Source organism: Pseudoxanthomonas putridarboris (genome assembly GCF_038321125.1).
In the GTDB taxonomy this organism is placed as follows: Bacteria; Pseudomonadota; Gammaproteobacteria; order Xanthomonadales; family Xanthomonadaceae; genus Pseudoxanthomonas_A; species Pseudoxanthomonas_A putridarboris.
In genome coordinates, this window is the sequence record NZ_JBBWWT010000001.1 from 307,808 (window position 1) to 326,371 (window position 18,564).

An 18,564-nucleotide genomic window follows, 5' to 3' on the forward strand; every position below is an offset into this window, starting at 1 on the left:
CTTTCCCTCTCCCTCCGATGAGGACATCCATGCAACCGACCGCCCCTCGCATCCGCATCCGTCATTCGCTGCTCTGCCTGGCGCTCGCCGGCGCCGGCATCGCGCCGGCATTCGCCCAGGACGCCGGCGACCGCGCCGAGATCCTTCGACAGATCGCGCAACTGCGCGACCAGCAAGCGCGCATCGCGCAGATGCAGCGCGACAACGAAGAGGCATTGCGCGCACTGGAAGCGCGACTTGGCCTGGCGCCCGCGCAAACCCCGGCACCGGCGACGCCTGTACCCGCCACGCCCCATGCCGCAACGACAGCCGCGCCGACGGCTTCCGCGCCACTCGCCGCCAGCTCCGCAACCGAGCCACGCCTGAAGATCAGCGGCGATTTCCGCGTGCGCGGCCAGTTCGACAATTCCGATGACGACGGCCGCAACCGCAGCAGCAGCCAGGTGCGCGGCCGCCTGGGCGCGACCTTCGCCGTCAACGACCGCGTCACCGTGGGCGCGCGGCTGGCCACCGGCGATTCCAACGATCCCAACAGCACCGACGTGCAGTTGTCCAACTGGGTGGACGACCTGGAAGTGAGCCTGGACCAGGCCTACCTGCAGTTGGCCTTCGGCCAGCTGAAGGTGTTCGGCGGCAAGATGCCGCAACCGTTCACCCGCACCGAACTGGTCTGGGACGGCGACGTCAATCCGCAGGGCGTGGCCGCCACCTGGCGCCATGCGCTGGGCAGCGGCGGCGCGGTGCGCGCCAACGCCTTGTTCTTCGTCGTCGACGAGCAGGCCGGCGGCCCCGACAGCACGATGATCGGCGCGCAACTGGGCTACGACACTCCTGCCCTCGGCCCTTGGCGTTTCGATGCCTCGGCCGCGTACTACGACTACACCCTCGACAGCATGGCCGGTGCCGATGCCGGCGATTGGCGCAGCAACCTGCTCAATCCGGACGGTACGTACGTCTCGGACTTCCGGCTGGCCGACCTGATCGTCGGCGCCACCTACACGGGACTGGGCGAACGCTGGCCGCTGCGCATCGTCGGCGACTACGTGAAGAACACCGCCGCCCGCACCGAGGGCGACACCGGCTACAGCATCGACCTGACGCTGGGCCGCGTCAGCCAGGTCGGCGACTGGCGCCTGAGCTACGGCCATGCCGTGGCGGAGGTGGATGCCGTGCTCGCCGCCTTCTCGCACGACAACATCGGCATCGGCACCAACTACCGCATGCACTCACTGGGCATCGACTACATGCCCTGGCACCGGACCACGCTCAGTGCGATCCTGTACCGCTACCGCCCGGACGCGGCCGCCTACGCCGGCAGCAACGATCCGGACGACTGGCTCAACCGCTTCCGGGTTTCCCTGATGGTCGCTTTCTAGCCGCCATGGCTTGGAGCCGCCTTCCAACCGGTTCCTGCTCCTCCTTGGTGCCATGGCGCTGGCGGCCTGCCTTCCACTTCCGATGATGGCTGCGGTTGGAGCCGCGGTGAGGCGCATCATCATCGCCTCACCGCCGATGCGGACTCGCTCGCCATCCACATCCGCGCTTCACATGGCCATGAACGGCCCGCATTTAAGCTGACAAGCATGGTCCGTCCACCGGACTACTCCCCTATCCCCCAGGAGTGGCCCATGCGAATACTCATCCTGCCGATCGCGCTCACGCTGGTGGCCTGCACGCACCAAGCCGGCGGGCTTGCCCGCGACAGTGCGCCGGAATGCGCCGATGTCGCCGAGAAAGCGCGCGCCCATGACAAGGCCAACAAGGACTACGAATCGATCAGGCAGCGCACGGTGGAGACGCCCACCGAACAGAATCAACGAAAGTTGGCGGCGGCGGCGACAGACACAGCCAAGGCGGCAGCGGACCTGTCCGCCGCAGAAGCCGGAGCGGGCGCCCATTGCCAGCGCTCCGGAAACTAGCCGACCGCAAGCTCGTCCGGACTACGCCGGATCACATCGTTGGCCTCAGTCGGCATGTGAGCAAACCCGTCGTGAGCAATGCGGCCCACTGCCAACTTCCTACTCGCCACCTTATTCATTTTCGTCGGAGCAACCGGACAGCATCGGACGCCTTCGAACGGAAGACAGGTCGATTCTCAGTGGTTTCGGAGGATGTGTGGGTGCGATCGAACGCCATTGGACGGCTATATGGTGGCCCACCAGCACACGAATAACTATTGCATCCACTTGTTCTATCAAGAATTTCATTGAACAAGATAGGAATTCGACTCACTTTTTGACTCACTTTTGAGTCGACGTGAATCGGACGTCATTGGACGACCTCGAACAGTTTGAGGGCAAAGCTGCCACAACCAAGCACGCCAGTGTCGCCCGCATGTGCTCTGCGAGCCCCGACGAAACAACACCCGCCTCCCAATCCCGAGCATCTCTGCTCTCGTCCGACTCCCACGCGCACGCCGGTGGGATTGATCACCAAGACCGATCCGCGGGACCAGCCGGCCGATGCTGGACGGCAGATATAAGGAATGGCGGTTTTCGGCCAGAAGCGGACATCGAGCCATTATCTTCATGCGCACGGGAGTATCGCCCGCGGATAGTTCAGGAAGCTTCTTCATCGCTCTCTCAGGCAAAAATCCGGAAGTCTTCGAAGAACGTCTTGCTGACGAAGAGTCCTTTGAAATTCATCCCGGCAGCCGGAGCTGCGGGCCCGAACGCACTCGCTCCACCACCACATATCCAGGCAGCACCCCTGGGATGCGTTGGATTCGCTCCCTTTCAGAGAGTGGCTGGAATTCCCAGCGGTCGAGGAAGCGCTCCGCCTTCACGTTGTGAAGTGGAAAGCTACTCAGCAGGCGATCTTGCCATGGCTCGGCGGCTGCCCATTGCAGCGCCGCCTCCATAAGGTTGCGCGACACACTGGTTCCTCGATAGCGCGGACGGACGTACAGTCACCAGAGCCACAGGTGGCTGTGCAGAATCACATTGAAGCGTCTCGATGCCGCCATGACACCCACCAACGCCCCATGGTGCTCAACCCCCAGTGAATGCGTGGCTGCTCCTGCAGGAACACTGAGGCAGACCCAGCATCCACGGCTTGGTCCAGCTCACGCTCCACATCGAACGTCAGCGTGTCAGGCTCGTCCTTGGCAGCCTTGCTCCGCAGGTCAAGATATCGTTTGGCGTCTTGCGGCCCTAGAACCCGTGCAAGCATGAAGCGTCCCAAAAAAGATGCCCTGGCGGACCAGGGCAAGGGGATTGAGAGAGTTTGCGTCGTTCTAATGGGGATGTCCGCGCCATTGGGCACGGAGTGAGCTCAGCGCGCAGGGTTGCCGTCAGCGTCGATCACTCGAATCTCACCGAGCTTCAGTGCCCGGATCTGCGCCTCGATCTTCGATCGGTCGCCCACGACCACCCAAGTCAGAGGGCGCTTGCCCAACAAGTTCTGGGCTTCTTGATCAATGGCATCCAGCGAAATATCGGTGACCTTGCGGGGGTACGTGGCGTAGTAGTCTTCAGGCAACCCTGCGACCTCCTGGTCGACCAAATAGCTTGCAATGCCGCCACTGGTGGCCCAGGCACTGGTCAGGCCCAAGCTCATGTCATCGCGCGCCACAGCCAGTTCTTCCACTGTGACCGGGCGAGCCCCTGTGATCTCGCTGAGCGCCTTGGCAATCTCGGTCATGGATTCGGCTGTCTTATCAGCCTGCACCGAGGCGCTTGCGGAGAACACCTGCGATCCGTTCCCGCCGCCAATACTGCTACGCGCGCCGTAAGCCCAACCCTTCTCCTCGCGCAGTTTCATGTTGAGGCGAGAGGTGAACGAGCCGCCCAGCACCGTATTCATGGCGTCGCGAGCGATGGCATCCCCCTCTTTGCGGGCAGGCGCGACCATCGCCGCGCGGATCACCGTCTGCGGGGTGCCGGGCTTGTCGATCAAGTACACCACCGCCTCCTGCGGTCCATCCGAGGTTGGAACCAACGTCTCGTCCAGCGCGCCTTCCTTCCAGTTGGCGAACGCAGCTTCGATCAGTGGCCGGATCTCTGCAAGGTCCGTGTCCCCGGTCACCACCAAGGTTGCGTTGTTGGGATGGAACCAACGGGCGTGGAATTGGGCCACATCGTTGCGGGTAAGGGCGTCCGCATCGGCTTCCGACATCAATCGCCCATAGGCGTGATCGGGACCAAAAAGCAGCCTCGACGAGAGACGGCTGGCCATCTTGCTCGGGTCTTGCTTGGTGGCAGAAATGCCGGCGCGTGTCTGCCCCTTCAAACGGTCAATATCCGCCTGCGCGAAAGCTGGATTCATGATCACATCCGCATAGAGATCCAGCGACTTGACCAAGTTCTGCTTTAGCGCAGACATCGAGACTTGGCTGGTCTCCCCGCCACCGCCTGCCTGTAGGGTTGCACCAAGGCTGGCAAGCGCGTCAACGAGTTGCTCACTGTTGAGGCGCTTCGTGCCCTCATCAAGAAGAGCCATCGTCAGCGCCCCCGTTCCAGACTTGATCGATGCGAAATCCTTCGGCACGCCAGTTTTCAGTGCCATGGTCATGTTGGCCAGCGGCACACCCCTGCGGCGGGCCACCACGAGCTTCATGCCGTTGTCTAGGGTGGCGCGCTCAACGATTGGGAAGCTCGCCGGCACGACCGATGTCGGCATGGGCATTGCTTTGCGATCCGCTCCCTCCTTGGCGGCTTTCAGGTCACCAAACGGGAGAATGTGAAGGACATAGTCACCATCGCTGAGCCAGTTGCGTCCCGCATCACGCACTTGCGCCGGGGTTGCGGCCAAGTAGCGGTCGTACCCTGCTTTCCACGCGTTTGCATCGTCCAAGTATGTCTGGCTTTCCGCCAGCAGACCGGCTTTGGCCGACAGGCTTTCCATGGAGCGGATGAACGATGCGGTGGTCGCGGCGCGCACACGATTCAACTCGGCCGCTGACGGTCCTTCGGACAGCAGGCGCGCGAGCTCTTCCGAGATGACTTTCTCTACTCGGCGAATGTCGCCACCTGGTTTGACATCCGCCGCGACCGAAAATTGGCCGCCGAGCACCCGTCCCCACACGCTGGCACTGACACCCGTGGCCAACTGCTCGTCAATCACAAGGCGCTTATAGAGCCGTGAGTTCTTGTCCCCTGACAGCAGCTGACCGAACAATTGTAGGTAATCGTTGTCCGGCGATGCATACTCCGCCGTATTCCAGACCCTGTAGATGCGTGGCTGGGCCACGCGATCGTAAGCCACTTCCCGCACCGTGCCGGTCTTGCGCGCCACCCAGCTGGTTGGATGGGACACCGGCACACCAGGCGCAATGTCGCCGAAGTATTTCTTGGCCTTGTCCTTGGCCTCCGCCACGGTGATGTCGCCAGACAGGACGAGTACCGCATTGGACGGGCCGTAATAAGTGCGGAACCAGGCATGCACGTCGTCGAGACTGGCCGCATCCAGGTCATCCATCGAGCCGATGGTACTGTGCGCATACGGGTGACCGACCGGCATCATCGCCCGCATGATCAGATCAGAGGACAGCGCGTAGGGCTTGTTGTCACCCTGCCGCTTCTCGTTCTTCACGACCGAACGTTGTTCATCGAGCTTGGCCTGATCGATCGCGCCAAGCAGGTGGCCCATGCGGTCGCTTTCCAGCCACAGAATGGAGTCCAGTGCCGCTTTTGGCACTGTCTGGAAGTAGTTGGTCCGATCGACGTTGGTCGTGCCGTTCTGGCTGCTAGCGCCAATGCGCTGCGTGGCCTTGAAGAAGTCGTCATTGAAGTTCTCCGATCCGTTGAACATCAAGTGCTCGAACAGATGTGCGAAACCCGACTTCCCTTCCGGCTCGTTCTTGGAACCCACGTGGTACCAGAGGTTCACATGCACCAAAGGTGCGGAGTGGTCCTCATGAACAACGACCGTCAACCCGTTCTCCAGCTTGAACGAGCTAGCTTCTAACGCGAGTTCACGCTGCGCCGGCGACACGGGACTGGATGCCGCATCAGCGTCACTGAGGGCCAGGCAAGCCAGAACGACGAGTGACACTCCACAAATTCGGCGAATGGACGGCATACCAGTTCTTGCGGTGTAGTTCACTAACAACTCTCCAGCGAGTTCATGATTGAGCGCGGGCCCAAAAGGCGCGCACGGCTAACAGGCGCCGAGGCCTGGCGTCTGTAGTAAGGATTCCGGAAAGGGCTGATACCCTACCTTGGTGTCGCAATCTTCGGGGGCGTCATGAAGGTTCTGCTACTTCGGAAGATCTGGCAGCTAGCGCACGACGCATTCACGTAGTTCTCGCAGCAAGTCATAAGTCCCGAAGTCCCTCTCTGCATTAGGGCGATTCGTACCAACATCACGCAATACTTCAATGCGAGATCTTTCAGCGATCGACAACCCGTACATCTGTTCCCTTGCCAGTCGGATCTTCTCCTCAGCAGCTGACGTCGTCAGACCAGAGCGCCGAAGGAAGTTTCCTTTGACAAGGAGGTCAGGCACCTTCTTGAAGAACCCAGTACACAGGTGGCGAATCGCTGCCCGCTGCTGATCACTCGGCACTAGCGATACACCCGACTCACGGACCGACTCTGGCTCGCCAATACTATTTAGTGAAGGATCAAGCATTTTTCCACCAATCAGAGATACAACTTGGCGGTTCATGTTGACCCACTGCTGGAATGCGGCGTCATACAACGCTTTGGGTCCAACCAGCTCGGCGATGTCGGGGTCAGAGCTTGATATTTCGCGATTCGAGATCAATGCAATTGATCGCTCGACATTCTTCCAGCCAAGCTGTGCTCCAGCCACAGGATCAGAAACACCAGGCGTCTCTATTCCGTCATAAGGGCCCTTGACCCGGGAATCGGTCCGCCTATACCTGTAAAGCGATTTGCTGTTCCACAGCGCATCCAGTTCGGCGGAAGAATCAGATTTCGAGTAGCCCCACCTAATCCAGAACCTGTCGGCAGAACCAATTCCCTGTAGCAGACTTGGCACTGGAACGTTGTCTTCTGGTTGCGCGACATAGTTGAACCTTGCGTAGTTCATTATGCTTGGGCTGAAGCGATTCGACTCCAACCAAGAACGATCACGAAGTTGCTCCGTGCTGTAGCTGAACGTTCCGTACGTGCCATCTTTCAGCCCAAGAAGATGTCCGATCTCATGAGCAGCAACCTGTCGCACGAGGCTGCCCAACAGATCATCGGGTAGTGTTTCTTCAGCTGCCCGAGGATCCAATGCCGCCATGTTGACAAGATATCTTGGCAGCAAGCTTGGGAGCGACTGATCTGTAGAGTGAATCTGAGCCTGCAGGATCTCACCGGTGCGTGGATCAAAGATGTTCCACCCACATGCCTCACGCTCACCCCAGCAGAGAGCGGAGTTTCGGAGATCGTCGTAGTCCCATCCCCCAACAGACAGCGCGTCGACTGCGGCTATCGGAGTTCCCAGCCCAGCCGCAAGAAAAGCTTCATTCCACGACTCAACGCCCTTCTTGACCCATGGCTTCCAGCGTTCTGGCGTGCTCGGAGCGAGATAGACGACGATTGAACTGGCTTGCTTGGCCGCTTCGCCAGATAGCTTCTGGCCGTCGATTCTCCAACGCTGAACGACTTCCTGCTGCCCATCCTTGATGTCTCCGAAAGGCCAGGCCTCCAGGAATCCAGGATGCATGAATGCACTTCGGGGAAGAAGCTTCTTCGTCTCCATTCGAATTCCGGGAAGTCGGACGAAGTTCCACCGCATGCTGGCTTCTACAGAAGACCGCGCATGACGTCTTGACGTTGTCAGAACAGCATTGCGAGGGAACATTTTTGGAGGATCGAAGCGTAGCGCGATACTGGCGCTGACTTCTTCGTGTCCCCAACCTGATGGGTAGGCCGCCCGAAACAGCCTGGTTACATTCACCTGGTACCGACCATTGACCAGAGATCTTGCCGGGAACTTTGCCACGACGGCCGCACCTGTCTCCCAGTCTGAAGAGAGTTCTGCGTCTCTGCCTGCGGTCGACCTGAGCACTATCGAGTCGCCCTCTTTGGACCAGCGGATTAGCTGCCATGGCGCGGCCTTGCCTGTAGAAGGCAACTTCCACACCACGTAGTCCTGATCAAGGTCCGATGGAAGGAGATTGAAACTGACGTTCTTATCAGAAACCTCAATCTCCCAGAATTCTTCAGGCCCCTGCACCTGCCCATCTGGCTTCTGCTGATTGTCGCGCGGTGCATTGTCTATAGCCTTGGCCGGGAAGCCCACGACAAGCAGCAGCACATAGACCGAAGCCAGATGGGAAGCCGAGATTAGTTTCATGTACAGAGTCCATCCTCCAAGACCCTAATGCCTTGGGGCGCCGAGAAAGATTCAGGCAAGCGACGTGGTTGCGCTTGTAGTTGTTGTTGGATTTGTCTCAAGGCGCATGCAACGCCCTCCATCGCTCGCCCAGCAGAACTGGGCGAGCACACCTGCTTAGAACCTTCCCCTCAGGGAGAGCATGTACGAGCGCGGATCGCCAAACCAGTTGCCGCCGACCGTGGTCCCGACGGTCCTGTAATAGGTCTTGTCTGTCAGGTTGTTAAGGTTTAGAGCGATGCTCCAGCTATCCGTCAACTGGTAGGCAACCCGGGCTGAGAAGACCGTGTACCCACCTTGCGTGAACTCAAACGGAGCGCTCCTCAAACATTGGGTTGTGAGTGATCCCTCAGGGTTCGTAATGGTCCTGAACTCCACACACGCAGACCCACTGGTGTACGAGCTTGATTGAGAATTCACGCCCGCACCAATCGTTAGGCGGGAGAGATACTCGCCCGAGTCAAACCGATACGTGGCCCACAGTTTGAGCAGGTGCTCCGGCGCGAGAGACACGAGAGGCTGCCCTTGTCCCGTTCCGTAATACGAACCCTCCTGAGACGTCTTGTTGTAGGTGTACCCAAAGGCGACCTGCAGACCAGGCATGACCTGTCCGGTTACTTCCACGTCAAGTCCCTTGCTCAAACGTTCTCTATCTGCCTCGTTGTTATAGCAGCAGGAGTGAAGTCCATCGGGAAGCACGCCAAACGTATCCTCGTAGTCCCCATAGCCAACGAACAGAGGGAAGTTCACTTGTTTAAGTCGGAATGCTGACATCGATGCATTCAAACCACCGTCTCGCGACTCCCACTTCACACCCACTTCCATGTTCGATCCCGTCAATGGATCAATAGGATCACCAGAGTTGGTGACGTAAGTGGATTGCTCCTGGTAGATGTCTGTGTAACTGGCGTAGGCCGACACCGATTTCCCGAATGCGTACGAGATGGCCACCAGCGGCGGCCACGAGGTATCGGAGGTCTCGTATTTCGTGTTTGTCACTCTCCTGACGTTACCGATTGCACTGCAACCGATAGCAGGGCTTACCACCGTGCAGAGGCCATGAGCTATGGCATCGTACTCATAGTGGCTGTACCTGACTCCGAGGTTCAACCTCAGTGGATCAAGGAGATGAAGCCCCAGCGTCACATAAGCGCCGTACTGGCTAATCTCGTGCTTCTTTCGAAACGTTGTCGGTTGCCCCGAGGCTGGCTCTAAATAGGCCCACGGATTGAAATCGAAAATGTTGACCGGCTGCGCAGGAGGGCTGGCGAAGAAGTTGGCGGATGAGTAGCCACCTGCGCCATCAGCAGTCATGTAGTTGGCACCCAGAGTCAACTTCTGCTCGCGGCCGAACATTGTGAAGGTTCCACTGACAGATGCGTCAGCCGCAAGTTGGTCGCTCCCCGTAGTAGCCGTCAATCCACCCGCGAACACCGGACCGGCCAGCGTTGAACTATTCACGGCACGCGTCACAGTACCGATCTTTTGCGTACGGAACTGCTTGAAGCTAGTCACATTCAGCTTGGCGGACCATGCCTTGTTGAAGTCATGGTCTATACCGATGAAGTATTCATCGGTATCAGCAACGCGGGTGTTCCATGGGAAGCATAGGCAAGTGGCTCTATCGAGTCGGAGATCACTTCCGTCTTCATATCTCGGCAGACCTGCTCCGAACGGGATAGAGTCCGCCCTGGTGATGTTTAGCCCACCGCGCACCACGGTGTTTGGCCCCACAAGATAGTCAACGATACCGTAGAGTGTCGTCCGACTGCTTTCTGCCACGCCGTAGAAATAGCTCCTATCTTCGTTGGAGACCACCACTCTTCCCCGAAGCCTTTCGCTTAACCCGAGTGGACCAGCGGCATCCACCATGAAGCGCGCGTTGGACCAAGACCCATAGTCTGCCTCTATGATCACCTGAGTGTGGTCCAGCGGCTGCTTTCGCACGAGATTGATCACCCCGCCCGGGTCACCGAATCCGTTGAAAAGTCCGTCTGCACCGCGCAGGATCTCCGCATGATCGTAGATCGACATATCAAAAGACGATGTACCACCGTTAACGGTGGAGTCGGAGATACTCAATGGAGCGCCGCCGTCCACCTGCACCCTCGTGATCTCGAATCCGCGTGAGTAGAACCTTCTGGACTCAGAGTCATTCCCTGCCACCACGCTGATGCCAGTTGCTTTGTCCATCAACGACCTGAAATCAGTGATCTTCTGATCTTGAAGTTGCTGCTGCGTGACCACGCTGACAGACTGAGGCGTGTCCTTGATCGATTGAGGTGTCTTGCCCGCAACCGTCATTGCACCCGTTGTGTAGCTATTGGTGCCCTCGGTGGCCGTGACATCGCGACTGCCATTGGTCCCATTGACCGCCGAGCCACTGCTTGCGCCTTCTATACGCAAGGGACCCAACACACGCGCATCCCCCACATCGGGCGCGGCCTCGATAACCACGGTGCGGGGGCCTGCGAACCGAAACGTCAGCCCGCTCCCCGAGAGAAGCGTCCTGAGCGCAGTTTCTGCGGACAGACGTCCTTTCACACCTGCACTGCGCTTGCCGTCCGTGAGGTCGCTTCCCACATTGAACTGGAGACCCGACTGCTGGCCAAAGCGGAGCAAAGCAGAGCTGAGCGGGCCAGCCGGAACATCGAACTCAATGACTTGTTCTTGCTGCACCGTGCCGCTTTGAGCGAGCGCCGGAAGCACGCTTCCCACCGACATCGCCGTGGCCAGCGCTAGCGCGATGGCAAGCCCGTGGCGGCTGGGCGCCGCGCCATTGTTCCCCCTGACCGCTTCTCCCGCATGAAGCTTCTTCATTCCTATCCCCGTGATTAGCATGTGCGTGCCGGCGTGAGCTTGGAAGCACCCGGATCGATGGATCGCACGTCGAGTCAAGCAACGCGCATCCCTCACTCAATGCATGGGGGAAGCGAATTTGACAATTTCGTGTCGAGAAGTTCCTTTTTTGGGAGGCGCCAGAAATGAAGAAGCCAGATGATTGCTCATCTGGCCATTCGCGCGCTTGAAGCCATGGCGTCGCTTGCACACTCGGCCATCAGCCATTGGGTTTCGCCTTGGCTGCTTCACTGATCCAGACGACTGGACCCATGCGCTTGACCTCAACAGGCAGTGATTGTCCAAGAGTGTCATACCACTCATCAAGCCGCGCCAGATCGACCACGGAACTCACCCGCAGGTTGTCGCCCTTCGGGTAGCGCACGACAACGATCCGTTTGTCGTAGCGCCTAAGCTCTTCGAAAACCTGGCTAATAGGTCTATTCTCAAACATCACGCGGCCAGTCCTCCAAGCAAGCGCACGGCTGGCATCGACCAGCTCCACACCTCCCAGATTTCCGCCGCTCGTGACGCGCACGCTTTGATCTGTCGTCAACACCACCTGAGGCCCGCTCAAGCCTGTCACCTCCACGCGGCCACGTTGCACGGTCACTACCGTGTCGTCGCCATCGCGATACACGCCAAACGCAGTGCCGAGGACTTTGATCTGTCCAGGCCCTGCGTTGATCACAAAGGGACGTCTAGCATCGCGCGTGACATCGAAATATGCCTCTCCACGGGCCAAGGTCACATGGCGCGCTGCGGCGTCAATCTGGATGTCTGCTGCGCTGCCCGTGTTCAACCACATGGTACTTCCATCAGCCAATGCGACGGCCCGTTGTTCGCCGGTTCCCGAGACCTCGTCGTAGCGCCAGTTCGTGCCCCACTGATGCCCAAAGCCCAATGTCAGCAGCAGTGTGGCTGCCGTGGCCAACAGTGGTTGCCAAGGGCGTTGTGAGCGGCGGCGTGCCCGTGGGATTGGCATGCTCTCCAAGGCAGGGGCGTAGCGCGCCTCCAAGACACCGCCCATCATTAGCCAGAGCTTGCGGGCTTTTGCTAGGGCTGCCTCGTTCCTGGAATCGGAGTCGCGCCAACGCTCGAACTCGAGGAGGGTGTCGGCGTCAGCTTGGCCGGAGGCCAATCTCGACACCCACAGGTATGCCTGATCGTCTGGATCGCACGGATCCAGTTCCAGATCGAACTCGGTCGCCTTGTCATCGTGAGATTTCATATTGTCCTTAACACCTGCCGAGACTGCGATTGGCAACTCGCCACTGCGTCCGTTCATGTTTCTTCCAGCTTCTTGGCGCAGTGCTTCAACGCCAACACCACGTACTTGTTCACCAGGCTAAGCGACACCCCTAGTCGAACAGCCACCTCTTCACGAGGGAGGCCCTCAACTCGGGTCAGATACAGGACATCGCGACACTTTGCGGGCAGTTCGGCCAAAGCACGCTCTATGGTTTCCATGCGATCACGGGCATGTGCATGCTCCTCGGGATCAGCCACGTGTCCCTCAAACAACGTCAGGGCTCCCGCCAGCAACTGGACGTGCCTTGACTCGGTGCGATGGTGATACAGAGCTGCATGGATCGCCATGCGCATCAGATAGCGTCGTGCATCCTCTTCTTGTGGAAGAAGATCAGAAATGCGGTCCAGCTTGAGGTAAATGTCCTGTGCCAGATCTTGTGCCGTGTCGCGGTCATGGATGCGCCGTTCAATGGCGCGTTCCAAGTTCGGCCTGATCTCCAGGAAGATGCGGGTGAGCTCTTCGGTGGTCAGCCTCGCCGCACACTTCTTGCCGGCCTCATCACCCGGCATCACTGTGTCCTGCGCACGAGCGGGCCACCATTTCACGTCCCAGCCCTCGCCACCCGCCTACGGAGGAAGAACTCAACAGGAACGACCATCTCGACGGTGTTTCCGCCCACTCCCTTTGGTGGCACGGGCAGTGGTGATGCACGCTGAATGAGGGCATTCACTTCACCATCAAGCAGGGTGTAGCCATTGCTTCGCTCGATGTTCCAGTTCAACACCTTGCCACTGCGGTCCATCGTGAAGCGCAGATACACCACGTCCTCTTGGCGCCTGGCCTGGGCGGCACCCGGGTATCGCTTGTAGCGCTCCAGGTGGGTGAGCAGTGCGTTCTCCCATGTTTGTTCTGCGCTGCTGGCCTGATCACTGGGCGCGCCTTCGATCAGTGCCTTGAGTGCATCCTGCTCCATCGCAACACTCGTCGGCGTGTCGGTGGTGCGATCGGCCGCGTCCAGCTGAATTTGCTCTTCCTGATCTGGCTTGGCGGCCAGCGCATCCTTGGGAGGCTTATGCCGCGCCTCGAGTGGCGGATCGAACAAACGTTGCTGGGGCTTAGGCTTGGGCTGGACTTTTTTCTCCACCTGCTGCGGGCCAAGCGGCATCTCGGTTTGCTTTTGCTCCATGGCGGAGGGCATGGGAGCCAACTCCACGGTCATAGCGGCCATCGGAGGCGCCACGGGCACGGGCGGACGACCAGAGAAGTCGACCAGCAGCGCTGTGGCGGCGGCCAGATGCACGAGGGTGGCTCCTGTGACGCTTGCCCCCCACCCCACAAGCTCCTTCCGCTTGGGACGCGTGGACCACAGATTGGGACGCTCTTGGCCCATCAGCCACCCCCAGACTGATCCAAGGTGACCAACGCCACTTTGGTGTGGCCGGCCTGGCGCAATATATCCATGACCTTCATCAAGTCACCATAGGACACGCCTTTGTCTGCGCGCAAGAAGACACGCTGGTCGGCGCTGGCGCCTAAGGCCTTCCGAACTGCCGCACCCAAAGCAGTCTCATTGGTCGGCTGCTCCCCCACGAAAAGCGCTAGGTCCGCTTGCACGCTGACCACCACCAGCTCGCTTTCGTCTGGCGGCGCCTCCGTGCTTGATACAGGCAGATCCAGAGGGACGTTCACCGTGGCCAAGGGCGCGGCCACCATGAAGATGATGAGCAGCACGAGCATGACGTCGATGAACGGCGTGACATTGATCTCGCTCAGCCCGGCGTCGTCGTCCTCCCCTCCCGACAGCTTAAACGCCATGGAGGGCTCCCACGGGCTTGCGCGCGGCGTCTTCCCGGTGACCACGGTCATCCAGCTCGCGGCTCAGCAGGCACATCACCTGCACCGAAGCATCGTCTAGCTTCACGCGATAGCCCGCGATCGCACGGACCGTGGCGTTGTAGAGCAAGACAGCGGGGATGGCCGCGACCAGCCCGAATGCAGTGGCCAAAAGGGCCTCAGCAATACCTGGCGCGACGACCGCCAAATTGGTGGTCTGCGCCTTGGCGATGCCGATAAAGCTGTTCATGATTCCCCACACCGTGCCAAACAGGCCGATGAAGGGCGCTGCAGCGCCCACGCTGCCGAGCACGCTAATACCTCGGGACAGTTGGCGCTGGCGGCTGGCACCAATTCGCTGGATCACAGCGGCCACACGCTCCTTGATACCTTCTGTTGGCAAATGGCTCTGATGGCGGGCTTTGGGGTAGCGATCCAACTCGCTGAGCGCGGTTTGGACCATCGCCCGGGCCGCCGAATCGGGAATCTCTTTGACTTGCTCCAAACCCGACGCAACGGTCAGCTGATCCAACGCGGCCGACATGCGCCGGCGCCGAATGAGGATTTCCCAGCCCTTGTAGAGACCGATGGACAGTGATGCCACCGACGCCAGGACCAGGGTCCACATGACGGATTTGACCACCCAGTCGGCTTGGGCGTACATCGACTGAACGGTGATGTCGGTGGTGGGCAAATGTCCCTGCGCCGAGGCCGTCCCCGCCAGCAACCAAAGGGGTGCCATACAAATCAATACCTTGCACTTCAAAGCATCTCTCCAGATCGGCCGTGCGGCAGACCCTGGCGCCCATGACTGGGCACCGGGGGAACGAACAGCCCTCCCTAGGGGCGGCTGTCATATGGAGGTAATGCTTGGGGGTGGCCGAACTGACAACAGAATTCCCGGTCTCGTGCCTCCGTTCCGCCCATGAACGGCGAGACATGAATCCCGTTAGACCAAATGTGCTTTTGGCTAGAACAAGCGTGCAATCACCAAAGCGATACCGGCCCCTCATGACACAGAAGACTGCGACGTGAGGGTCGGTATGAAGTACATCTTCCGGTGATGCTATGAGCTCAATGCTGGCTCATAGGTGGGCCGCTCTCAATCGGCAGTGACCTCTGAACAAACCAGTCCTTGCACTGCGACCAATCGCTGCTAGGCGTCCAAGAGCTAGGCCATGCGCTGCCTCTAGGCCAAGTGATCTCCCTTCCGCGTCGAACAACAGTGGCGATATCCTGACTCAGGAACATATCGTCAAGCGGATTGGAATTCAGGATTACCATATCTGCGTCCATGCCAGCTCGCAGCGCACCGATACGATCCTCCATGCCTAGCTTCTCCGCGCCGTTCACGGTGGCGGCACGAAGAACTGACATCGGACTGGCACCTCCAAGCGCCAGTGACCACATCTCCCAGTGAGCAGCGAGGCCCGGCGGCTCGCTGTGAGATCCTATTGACACTAGAACTCCGTCTTCCAGAAGCTCCGCATACTGCCTGAAAGCACGAAGCTTCCATTCGGGAATGACAGGACTCCCAGACTCCCACCCGGGACCTGTCTTAATGCTTGAAACTCTCGAGATGACGCTACCATCCACTAAGCAGCGATAAGCCACACCCTGGTTTGATCTCGATAGGAGGTAAGGCACTGTCGCCGTTGAGTCGACGTCAAACAACGTTGGCGTGATCGAAACCCCACTCAACTTAAAGAACGACCTGACATCATGGTAAAGCTTCCTTGGTCTAAGGAATATTTCGTGCTCCATGCCCGTGTATCCTTCTTGAATTGAAGACAACTTAGATCTCATCGTGTACTCAAGATGAGACGTGACACCCAATCCATACTCGTGAGCAGCCTGCACGATCCAACGCCGAACGACAGGGGTTGGATTCAGATACTCTTTTAGAATTGGAACATTGCTCGTCGCCAGCCTTCCTACGTAGGCTCGCGCATCCTCGATACCATTGATTCGCGCGGATGCAGGATGACCATAGTTCCCCAAAATTGCTTGACCGGCAGAGTAGTACGTCGCACCGTTGTAATCATCCGCAGTGGACGCGAAAGTAAGATTGCTCGTCTCTGCCAGGGACTGTGGCGAAGGATCGTATACCGTGGTGACTCCATATGCCGCGAGAGAGAACAGAATTCCATCTTCTGTAGATTCATTGGCATTATTGAATCCAGTGGTGTGAAGATGCGTATCGATGATTCCAGGAATGATGGTCTTACCGCGAACGTCGATGATTGAAGCGTTCTCAAGCCTTGCACCAGATGCGCTCCCAACGTATTCAATTCTGGTTCCCGACGTGATGATGACACCATCTTCAATCACCTCATCTCCGTTCATTGTGATCAGGCGCGCGCCCACATACGCACGCCGGGACATGTCCTTCCTCAAAGGCGAACCCAAAGACTGAACGGACCCAATTCCGATATCGGGCTGATCGAGACTGACTTCATACACCTTATCTTGAACAACACTTATCAAAGATCTTTCGCTCTTCCAAACAGCATAGTCAAATGGCTTGCGGATAAAGTGCGGCAAAGACTCTATGACTTCGAAAGAAAGATGAGAGTTTTGATTGGATCCGCCAGCAAAAATCAATGGAATCACGGCGAATCCATTTCGGTAGGAAACGCCAACACTCTTGTAATCTGGAGATATCAAGAATTCTGTTATCTCAGGATCGCCTGACATGACCAATGTTTCATCAGATCCCGCCTTCTTGTGAACAAACCTCTTCTCACGAGACATATCTATAGAATAGAAGACACCAGTATCGTCGATATCCCACTGAGGAGCTGGATGATATCTCTGTGTGTATTTAGCCGGCGACATGACCCTAGCAATCTCTACCGGCTCACCACCTTTGAGATCAATGGAAAGGATCTTAGACTCCGATTTCGACTTAAAGCGGGTATCTGTAAGCGAGAACGCTACTTTGCAGTCGCAGTTCGCCCAGTTTGGGTTTGCATGAACGAGCATGTTAGAACGATGAATATTCCTCGATCTTCCCGACTTCATATCGAACATCTTGAGGGTAGACACACCACCTTCTACCTCAACGTACACGAGCTTACTTCCCGACTTGGAGAAAGCAGGCATCGTTTCAAATGCGCCAACAGACGATGTAAGACGTCGAACCTTGTTGGTTGCTAGGTCAAGAATCCATATCTTGTCTTTCGATGAAAATGCGACTTCATTCCTGCTCGCACTGTACGCTGGAAGCAGAATCTGGGGCAGGAACTTCATCTCCCTGGTTGGTCGGATGCGCGACTCAACAGTGAGCTCTAGTTTTGCTGAGACTGGCACCTCCCGCTCACCACTACCGATATCGCACCTGTAGAATTTCCCGTTGCGCGACAGCAGGGCAAATTCCGCGTCGGATGAAAGTGTGTATGTAGAGTCAACAAAGACGTTCTTGAAGCTTGCTGCTGCTTGTTCCAGCTTGCAGGTAGTTGCAGCGTTGCGACGGTCGGCGATGCGAATGACATGCAGGTCCCCCAAGCTCCCGCTTCTGTAGCCAACATGCATCCCATCTTCGGACACTTGAACCTGGGAAACGTCATCCGGAAGAAGGTTCTCTATAGAGCTCTCCTCTCCCGTCATAAGATCAACCCTTTTCAAACCCCTTATCGGGCGCGAGAACAGGTGCATGAAGCGCCCCCCGCTCGAAGTTCCGACCAATGCATCCTCTACACCCCGCTTGATAGGAAGTCCCATAAGAGACGCCGCAGGGCCTATCGTTCCGTGACGAGCTGCAGACACTTCCAGCGAATTTCGATGCCCTGTGAGATTGTCGCGCCCTGTCCATATCAGGGCATCACCCATCGACCAAGCCATTTCAAGCGGGTCGGTTGCAAGGTTGTCAGTTGCTGGAGTTGGTGCGCCATCGGCTTTCAGATCTTTGACCCAAACTCTCCAGACCCCGTCAACATTGTTGCGGTAGGCGAGTTGCGTGCCATCGCTTGATACAGTAGGCAAGTCTTTCCATCCACCGCCAAGCTCAAGCTTCTCAGCAACTCCGCCGGCTATGGGGGCTTTGTATATTTCGCCGAGAGAGTTGAAGTAGAAGCTACCCGATTTCTGCGACAGCGGTACCTTGGGAAGTGTAAATTCCGTTGAAGTGAAGCTAATGGTCTTTGGATCCATGAACTTCTGTTCAACCAATGATGCTTCTGAACCTGACGCGCTGGAGGCTGAAGCTATCATCAGAAGTGTTAGTGCGTGCGTCTTCATGTCTTCCTTCTTTTTCTCTTGTTATCGGCAAGCACCTGCCACCCAGCAGGTGATGGCCTGCTAGCGCCAGCTACCACTGTTAGGTTCATTGACTCTGGTCTGAGTGATCC

At 58.2% G+C, this 18,564-nt stretch carries 12 protein-coding genes; 2 read left to right on the forward strand and 10 right to left on the reverse strand.

Going from position 1 to position 18,564, the window contains the following annotated elements:
• Window positions 1–29 precede the first annotated feature (29 nt).
• Together AAD027_RS01410 and AAD027_RS01415 are read left to right on the forward strand one after the other, a co-directional pair.
• On the forward strand, window positions 30–1,376 hold the full coding sequence (locus AAD027_RS01410) for a putative porin (protein ID WP_341724230.1): 1,347 nt from the start codon (window positions 30–32) through the stop codon (window positions 1,374–1,376).
• A 252-nt stretch (window positions 1,377–1,628) separates the two neighbouring features.
• The gene (locus AAD027_RS01415) at window positions 1,629–1,919 is read left to right on the forward strand and encodes a hypothetical protein (protein WP_341724231.1); all 291 of its coding nucleotides are present in this window, start codon (window positions 1,629–1,631) and stop codon (window positions 1,917–1,919) included.
• 722 nt (window positions 1,920–2,641) lie between these two features.
• On the opposite strand, the gene AAD027_RS01420 is transcribed toward AAD027_RS01415, so the two are convergent.
• From AAD027_RS01420 to AAD027_RS01465, 10 genes are all read right to left on the reverse strand, one after another.
• A complete protein-coding gene (locus AAD027_RS01420; protein WP_341724725.1) occupies window positions 2,642–2,908 on the reverse strand; it encodes a GNAT family N-acetyltransferase in 267 nt (88 codons plus the stop codon).
• Window positions 2,909–3,273: 365 nt separating this feature from the next.
• Window positions 3,274–6,045 carry a M16 family metallopeptidase gene (locus AAD027_RS01425; RefSeq protein WP_341724232.1) on the reverse strand — a complete coding sequence of 924 codons (2,772 nt, stop codon included), beginning with the start codon at window positions 6,043–6,045 and terminating at the stop codon, window positions 3,274–3,276.
• 174 nt (window positions 6,046–6,219) lie between these two features.
• Window positions 6,220–8,253, reverse strand: coding sequence for a zinc-dependent metalloprotease (locus AAD027_RS01430; protein ID WP_341724233.1), 2,034 nt, complete (start codon window positions 8,251–8,253; stop codon window positions 6,220–6,222).
• Between the two features lie 156 nt (window positions 8,254–8,409).
• Entirely contained in the window at window positions 8,410–11,112 is a 2,703-nt protein-coding gene (locus AAD027_RS01435) for a TonB-dependent siderophore receptor (RefSeq protein WP_341724234.1), read from the reverse strand.
• Window positions 11,113–11,350: 238 nt separating this feature from the next.
• Entirely contained in the window at window positions 11,351–12,418 is a 1,068-nt protein-coding gene (locus tag AAD027_RS01440; RefSeq protein WP_341724235.1) for a FecR family protein, read from the reverse strand.
• Complete coding sequence (locus AAD027_RS01445) at window positions 12,415–12,951, reverse strand: RNA polymerase sigma factor (RefSeq protein WP_341724236.1); 537 nt, start codon at window positions 12,949–12,951, stop codon at window positions 12,415–12,417. The genes AAD027_RS01440 and AAD027_RS01445 overlap by 4 nt, the downstream gene beginning before the upstream one ends.
• Before the next feature lie 32 nt (window positions 12,952–12,983).
• On the reverse strand, window positions 12,984–13,682 hold the full coding sequence (locus AAD027_RS01450; protein WP_341724237.1) for an energy transducer TonB family protein: 699 nt from the start codon (window positions 13,680–13,682) through the stop codon (window positions 12,984–12,986).
• Window positions 13,683–13,771: 89 nt separating this feature from the next.
• Window positions 13,772–14,197: a biopolymer transporter ExbD gene (locus AAD027_RS01455; protein WP_341724238.1), complete on the reverse strand. Its 426-nt coding sequence runs from the start codon at window positions 14,195–14,197 to the stop codon at window positions 13,772–13,774.
• Window positions 14,187–14,909 (reverse strand): tonB-system energizer ExbB, encoded by a 723-nt coding sequence (exbB, locus tag AAD027_RS01460; protein ID WP_341724239.1) that lies wholly within the window; start codon window positions 14,907–14,909, stop codon window positions 14,187–14,189. The genes AAD027_RS01455 and exbB overlap by 11 nt, the downstream gene beginning before the upstream one ends.
• Before the next feature lie 380 nt (window positions 14,910–15,289).
• A complete protein-coding gene (locus AAD027_RS01465) occupies window positions 15,290–18,454 on the reverse strand; it encodes an amidohydrolase family protein (RefSeq protein WP_341724240.1) in 3,165 nt (1,054 codons plus the stop codon).
• Between the last annotated feature and the right edge of the window lie 110 nt (window positions 18,455–18,564).